This window comes from Ruegeria sp. CDSC054 (genome assembly GCF_059610645.1).
Window position 1 is genome coordinate 1 of the sequence record NZ_JBXWOA010000033.1, and the last position, 5,901, is coordinate 5,901.

6 protein-coding genes are annotated in these 5,901 nt (G+C 55.3%); 1 reads left to right on the top strand and 5 read right to left on the bottom strand.

The genetic code is table 11. The features are described 5' to 3' along the window. Positions 1-112 precede the first annotated feature (112 nt). The 5 genes from AC2FGC_RS24060 to AC2FGC_RS24080 all read right to left on the bottom strand — a co-directional run bounded on the left by AC2FGC_RS24060 (position 113) and on the right by AC2FGC_RS24080 (position 4,675). Complete coding sequence (locus AC2FGC_RS24060) at positions 113-1,099, bottom strand: zinc-dependent alcohol dehydrogenase family protein (protein WP_496783649.1); 987 nt, start codon at positions 1,097-1,099, stop codon at positions 113-115. Positions 1,100-1,180: 81 nt separating this feature from the next. Further along, positions 1,181-2,026, bottom strand: coding sequence for an enoyl-CoA hydratase/isomerase family protein (locus tag AC2FGC_RS24065; RefSeq protein WP_496727545.1), 846 nt, complete (start codon positions 2,024-2,026; stop codon positions 1,181-1,183). 92 nt (positions 2,027-2,118) lie between these two features. Beyond that, positions 2,119-2,907 carry an SDR family NAD(P)-dependent oxidoreductase gene (locus AC2FGC_RS24070; protein WP_496727544.1) on the bottom strand — a complete coding sequence of 263 codons (789 nt, stop codon included), beginning with the start codon at positions 2,905-2,907 and terminating at the stop codon, positions 2,119-2,121. A gap of 12 nt (positions 2,908-2,919) precedes the next feature. Then, the gene (locus tag AC2FGC_RS24075) at positions 2,920-3,885 is read right to left on the bottom strand and encodes an LLM class oxidoreductase (protein WP_496783651.1); all 966 of its coding nucleotides are present in this window, start codon (positions 3,883-3,885) and stop codon (positions 2,920-2,922) included. 13 nt (positions 3,886-3,898) lie between these two features. Beyond that, complete coding sequence (locus AC2FGC_RS24080; RefSeq protein ID WP_496727542.1) at positions 3,899-4,675, bottom strand: CmcJ/NvfI family oxidoreductase; 777 nt, start codon at positions 4,673-4,675, stop codon at positions 3,899-3,901. Positions 4,676-4,782: 107 nt separating this feature from the next. On the opposite strand from AC2FGC_RS24080, the gene AC2FGC_RS24085 reads away from it, so the two are divergent. Further along, positions 4,783-5,694 (top strand): LysR family transcriptional regulator, encoded by a 912-nt coding sequence (locus AC2FGC_RS24085; protein ID WP_496727541.1) that lies wholly within the window; start codon positions 4,783-4,785, stop codon positions 5,692-5,694. Positions 5,695-5,901 lie beyond the last annotated feature (207 nt).

Sequence of the window (5,901 nt, forward strand, 5' to 3'; positions counted from 1 at the left end):
TCCGCAATTTGCACGAAGGTCAGCTAAGCACTGTATAGTCGACATCAATTGCAACTCAAACTGAGTTGGTGCGCAAGATCATTTTCCGCGCACCAATCTCAGCCGAAACTTATCACAACTCCACTACGACTTTTCCGACCGCAGATCTATTCGTAAGGTGGGCGTAAGCTGCGCCGACATCGGCCGACCCGAACGTCTGTTCGTCAACAATCGGTTTAAGTGCGCCGTCATCCGCCAGATCTGCCAGTGTCCGCAAGATGTCACCGTGGGTTTGCCGTCCCACATTGTGCATCATCGGGATCAACATGAAGACGACATGCAGAGACAGGCCTTTGAAATGCACAGGCGTCAAATCAATCTCGACCATCGCAACCGTCGAGGCAACTTGACCATTGAGTTTGGCCGCGGCGAATGAGTTTGTCATGTTTGGCCCACCAACGCTGTCAAACACTACATCGAAGCCTACGCCACCAGTGTGCTCGGCAACATAGTCCTCGACTTTTTGCGTTGTAAAATCCACGGGACGCGCACCAAGTCCTTCGATCAAGGCCATTTGATCTGCACCGCGACCTGTTGCGGACACGGTTGCGCCAAGGTGGCGTGCGATTTGAACCGCGACATGACCAACCCCACCCGCGCCGCCCTGAACCAGAACAGTCTGCCCTTTGCCAACACTGGCTCTGGTCAACCCTTCGTAGGCCGTAATGCCGACAAGAGGCAGCGCGGCGGCTTCGCGCATGCTCAAAGTCTTGGGTTTGTGTGCAATAAGGCGGGCATCTGCATTGATGTACTCTGCCAGAGAGCCCGGAAGGTCCATCAAACCGCCGGCGCAACCGTATACCTCATCGCCTATGGCAAAATCTGTCACGCCATCGCCAATTGCGACGACTGTGCCAGCAAAGTCCATCCCAAGCACCGCCGGTAAGGCGGGGGACAGAAGCAAATCCTCGCCCATGCTTCGGATCATCGTGTCGACGGTGTTAACGCTGACAGCGGCCACTTTGACGACGACATGTCCAGAAGTTGCGACAAGGTCGGGCAGTTCAGTGAGTTCGAACGGTGCTTCGGGTCCGTATGAGTTAAGAACCATTGCTTTCATTGGGATGTACCTTTTTGAATTTCTGTTTGGCGCGGCTCGCAACAACGCACGCCAGAAGAGGCCATTGCGTTGGAGGGTAGCTCAGTTGATGTCCTGAACCTGAATCACCAGATCGCCCCAGTTGCGCTGGTTTTCGATGTCGTGTTCCAAACCTTGTTCATCCGCGATGGTGAACCGTTTGACCGCCGGAGTTTTACTGGTGGCCTGATAGAGCCAATAGGCTTCGGCCTTCAGCGCCGCATCAATTGGTTTGTCGATGGATTCGTAGACCATCTGCTTGCAGGCATTGATCGACTCTGCCGGGAATTTTGCGATCCGTTCGGCCAGTGCGGTCACGTAGGGACCAATTTCATCCGGCTCCAACGCCTTGTTGATGGTGCCCAAACGCTCGGCATCATCTGCGTCATAATCTTGCGCGCTCAGGATGATCTCAAGCGCTTTGCCAAGACCGGTCTGACGCGCCATGCGTGAGGCACCGCCACCGCAGGGCAGAATGCCCATTCCAACCTCCATCTGCATGAACTTGTACTTGCCCCGCGCTGCAAAACGCATGTCGAGGGCCAATGCCAATTCATGTCCGCCGCCGCGCGCAAACCCTTCCAGCTTTGCGATGGTTGCCTGCGGTACCTTACTGATCCGCTCGCAGACGGATTGCAGATCCAAAAGCTGCGCATCCTCGCGCGATACGGCCTCAGTCGACATGTCCTTGAGCAGTTCGGTGTCGTAGTGGCAGACCCAGATTTCCGGGTTTGCAGATTGAAAGATCACGACCTTGGTGTCGCGATCTCGCTCCAGCCGCATGGCCAGACTGTTGAGATCTGCCAGCATTTCCTGGCCCTGCACATTCACGGAGCCAAAGTTGAATGTCACTGTAGCGATACCGTTCTCAACGGCTACGTCAAAGGTTTGAAAGTTCTCGTATTTCATTAGGCATTCCTTTCTTGGGCCTCGACGCTGCACACGTGAGGGGTAAGGGAGCGTTAAAGGTGGAAGTGCGTGGCGTTTTAGCGCCGCCCGGGTCAGTTGGTTTGGTTAACCAATTCTCTGATGGTATTCATGACGTCGGCAGCGTGGCCCCTGTCGAGTGCTGCCGCGTGTGGATCTGAGAATGCCCCACTGTCATTGTCAAAATAGGCGCCCGACGCGTCAGCGAACCGCTCGCCCAATGCCGCATCAATCAGGATATCTGCGCCGATATTCATATCGTTACCAGCTAAGCCAAAACCCTCTTTCACCATCTTTGAGGCCAAAAGCGATCCAGGATTTACTGCGACCAAAACCTGCGCACCGGATAGCGATTTGGCCCATTCTCGTGTCCAGATGGTGATCGCCAACTTGCTTTGAGCATATGCTTCCATATCGGCCATCGGCAAATTGCCTCGCATGGCCTTGGTGTTTACCGGGGCCTGAGCTGCCGATGACAGGTTCACGACACGCCCGTCGATAGGAATGATCGGCAGCAGCAACTCGGTCAGCAGATATGGCGCAAGCGTGTTCACTACAAAGCGGATGTCCTGCCCGTTCTCAAGCACAGTTTGCGGGGCTTTCAGCACACCTGCGTTGTTGATCAATACATCAAGTTTGGCATGCTTAGTGCGTATTTTTTCGGTCAGTTTTCGAACCGCGCCCAGATCGCTCAGATCTGCGGTATAGGTTTCGACATCCCCACCAACCTCGGCAGCTGCGCTCTCCAACTTGGGAACACTGCGACCATGCAACAGCACTTTGTGCCCTTCGGCGGCCAGTTTCTTTGCCGTAAGCAATCCAATGCCGTCGGTTGAACCTGTGATAAGAATAGTCTTGGTCATAGGTATTGTCCTTTAGGAAAAGTCAGGCAGCACAACGTCCGCCAGATGTTCGAGGGTGGAATCGATAGATGCTTGGTTGAACCTTAGGTTCAGCGCGACATGATTGATCCCGAGCGTTTCAATCTCGTGCAGATAGCTGCGAAGGAAGTCGGTGCCAGACTGAAACCCGAGATGGATCGGGCGCGGAGGTGCGGCGGGATCGGCAACGACATCGATATAAAGCGATTGCATGACAGGCTTGTCCGGTTGGCCCGCCCCCCGAACGCGTCGTCGGTAATCCGCGATAACCTGCCCTTGGGCGGACGCATTGCGCGGATAGGTCATCCAACCGTCGCCGTTCTGCGCCACCCAATCGGGCGATTGCTGGCTGCCACCGGTTATGAGCATCGGTAGTCGTGTGCCGTGTGGCTTTGGCAAGATGTCTATCCCGCCAGACAGTATGCCCTGAACGCATTCATGCTTGGGATAGTCCGATCCAACTGCACGGATGTAGTCAACGCTATCGCGGAAACGAGCCCCCCGGTCGTCATAGCTCTGGTTCAACGCCGGGTACTCTTCGGGACGATCACCAGACGCAACACCCATAAGCAACCGTCCACCCGAGAGCACATCTGCGGTCGCTGCTGCCTTGGCGACATGGGCGGGGTGGCGCAATGGCAAGATCACACTCGAGGTTCCAAGCGCTATCCGGTTGGTCACCGTTGCCAACGCACCCAGATAGACAAATGGATCAAAAACCTGCCCAGGATCACCGAAGCTTGGGACATTGAACGGCACGTCGCGTAGCCACAGTGCCGCAAAACCGAGTTCCTCAGCTTTCTGAGCCGCTTCCAGATGACCCCGCAGCGTCGGTTCTGCGCCGACTGCGTATGCTTCGAGCGGCAACACAAGGCCAACGCTCAGGCGCCTGGGACGAAAGACCTTGTTGTAGGCCTCGTTGATTTGGGCAAACTCAGACGGCTGCATTTTATCCAACATATCTGGTCCTCCTTCAATAGCGCACCAAAGTGCGGCTCTCGATGCTTTTGCGAATGGTGGCGACGTTTGGATCCTCGACCATATCGAGGGCGCTATGTGCAATCGAGGGCAGGCCTTGATTGTCATAGATGTTGAAAATCGCCACCTCATCCGGCGTCATCTTGGATTGGTAGATCCATTCATGCTTGGGGTTTCCCACCAGCCCCATGATCTGCCCTTTGCGGTCAGGATAGATCAGATCCAGCAGGACCCAGTCAGACGGGTCAACCGACGACGGGCGAACAAAACCAAGAGGGGCCGAATTGATCGGCTGTTCGACAGGACGCCACACATTGACGAAGGCATAGTGACCTTGCGCCCATTCCGCTGCGACCTCAGCACCCAGCAGGTCGATAAGCCGTTGTTCTGCACCATCCTTGCTGTAGTCACTGTGGACATTGCGCGCAGGTTTGCGCGTCGCACTTGGGTCATCAATCCGAACGGTATGATCGAAAATCACAACCTCGCGCGCGCCCAGCCTGTCCGAAAGCGTCGCTGTCAGTTCAGTATCGTAAGTCGGTTTCCAGGCGTCGCCTGCAAAACCCCGAACCTGCGTTTTCAGCGTCGTGAATTCAACAGCATCAGACACAAATGTAACGGAGTTGACCGTCGCACGGGTGTCCCCTAATGCGACAGCTGTGGAGGACAGTTCGGGGGAAACCAGGTTTCCAGCGATCCCGCCTGCATCCAGTTCAAAAGCTTGCCGGTGCGGCTTGTGTACGTGGTAGTTGACTGTGGCTGTCCGCGTCATGTGCGCCTACTTCCCATGCAGTATTGAAGCGATGAGAGGGATTTAACGCCGATCAAAACACATATAAACTGCCCATTCACGGAATGATAATTCGGGTTTGCAATATAATGGGACTTGATACTGACGCATTGCGATTGTTCGTAAGGGCCGCAGAAATGCTGAACATCAGCGCGGCAGGGCGCGCATTGGGTATGGCCCCGGCTGTATCCAGCGCAAAGCTCGCCAAGTTGGAGCAAAGCCTGGGTTCCGAACTTTTACATCGCACAACGCGAAAAGTGTCACTGTCGGTCGAAGGTACGGATTTCCTGCCCTTCGCGCGCGAGATCATCGCGCAGGAGGAAGCTGCCCTTGCGGCTCTGGGCAAGCAAACAACTGCGATCAAGGGCACATTGCGCTTTGCCGCGCCAAGCAGCTTTGCGCAACTCTACATCGCTCCGATCCTGCCGAAGTTTCTTGACCAACACCCTGACCTCACGCTCGACTTGCGTCTGTCAGATGTGCAATTCGACCTGATCGAAGGGAGTTATGATCTTGCACTTAGGAACGCGCCACTTGTCGACACTAGCCTGAAGGGTCGTAAGCTGGCCGAGGACAGACGCATTCTTTGTGCTGCACCCCACTATCTGGACATGCACGGCAGTCCGAAAGTACCTGATGATCTAAAAAAACACCACCTGATCGCTTTCCAAAACCGCCAACTGCGGCCATTGACAGGGCCGGCAGGCGAGAACGCCGTTTTCGATCCCGCATCAGCCAAAGGTCAATTGATAATCGACGACGGTCAAAGCCAGGTCCGCGCCACGTTGGCCGGGGCTGGTATTTCCCTGAACGCTCTATGGAGCGTGCATGACCAACTGAAGTCACGCCGTTTGATACGGGTTCTTCCAAACTTTGAAGCCGCAGAGGACAATGTCTTGTGGCTGATCTATCCCAAGTCCAACGTATTGTCCCCCAAAGTGCGGGTATTCATGGACTTTCTCGTCGCAGAGATTGGCGCAAATCCCCCTTGGGAAACGTGAACTCAAATTAAGTTTAGCGCGCTGTCAGACATCCTGACGCCAATGTCGGAGACGGGCATTGAGCGGACACGCCTTGTCCAATCGCAAAAGTCTGGTTCGTCCGCAGATTTCCTGTTCGGAAAGCACGTGATTTCGCGCCTGCGGCGAATGGCAGGAATGCGGACTGCTACCGCAGCATCCTGACCGGTTAGCCAACGGCAGAAGGGG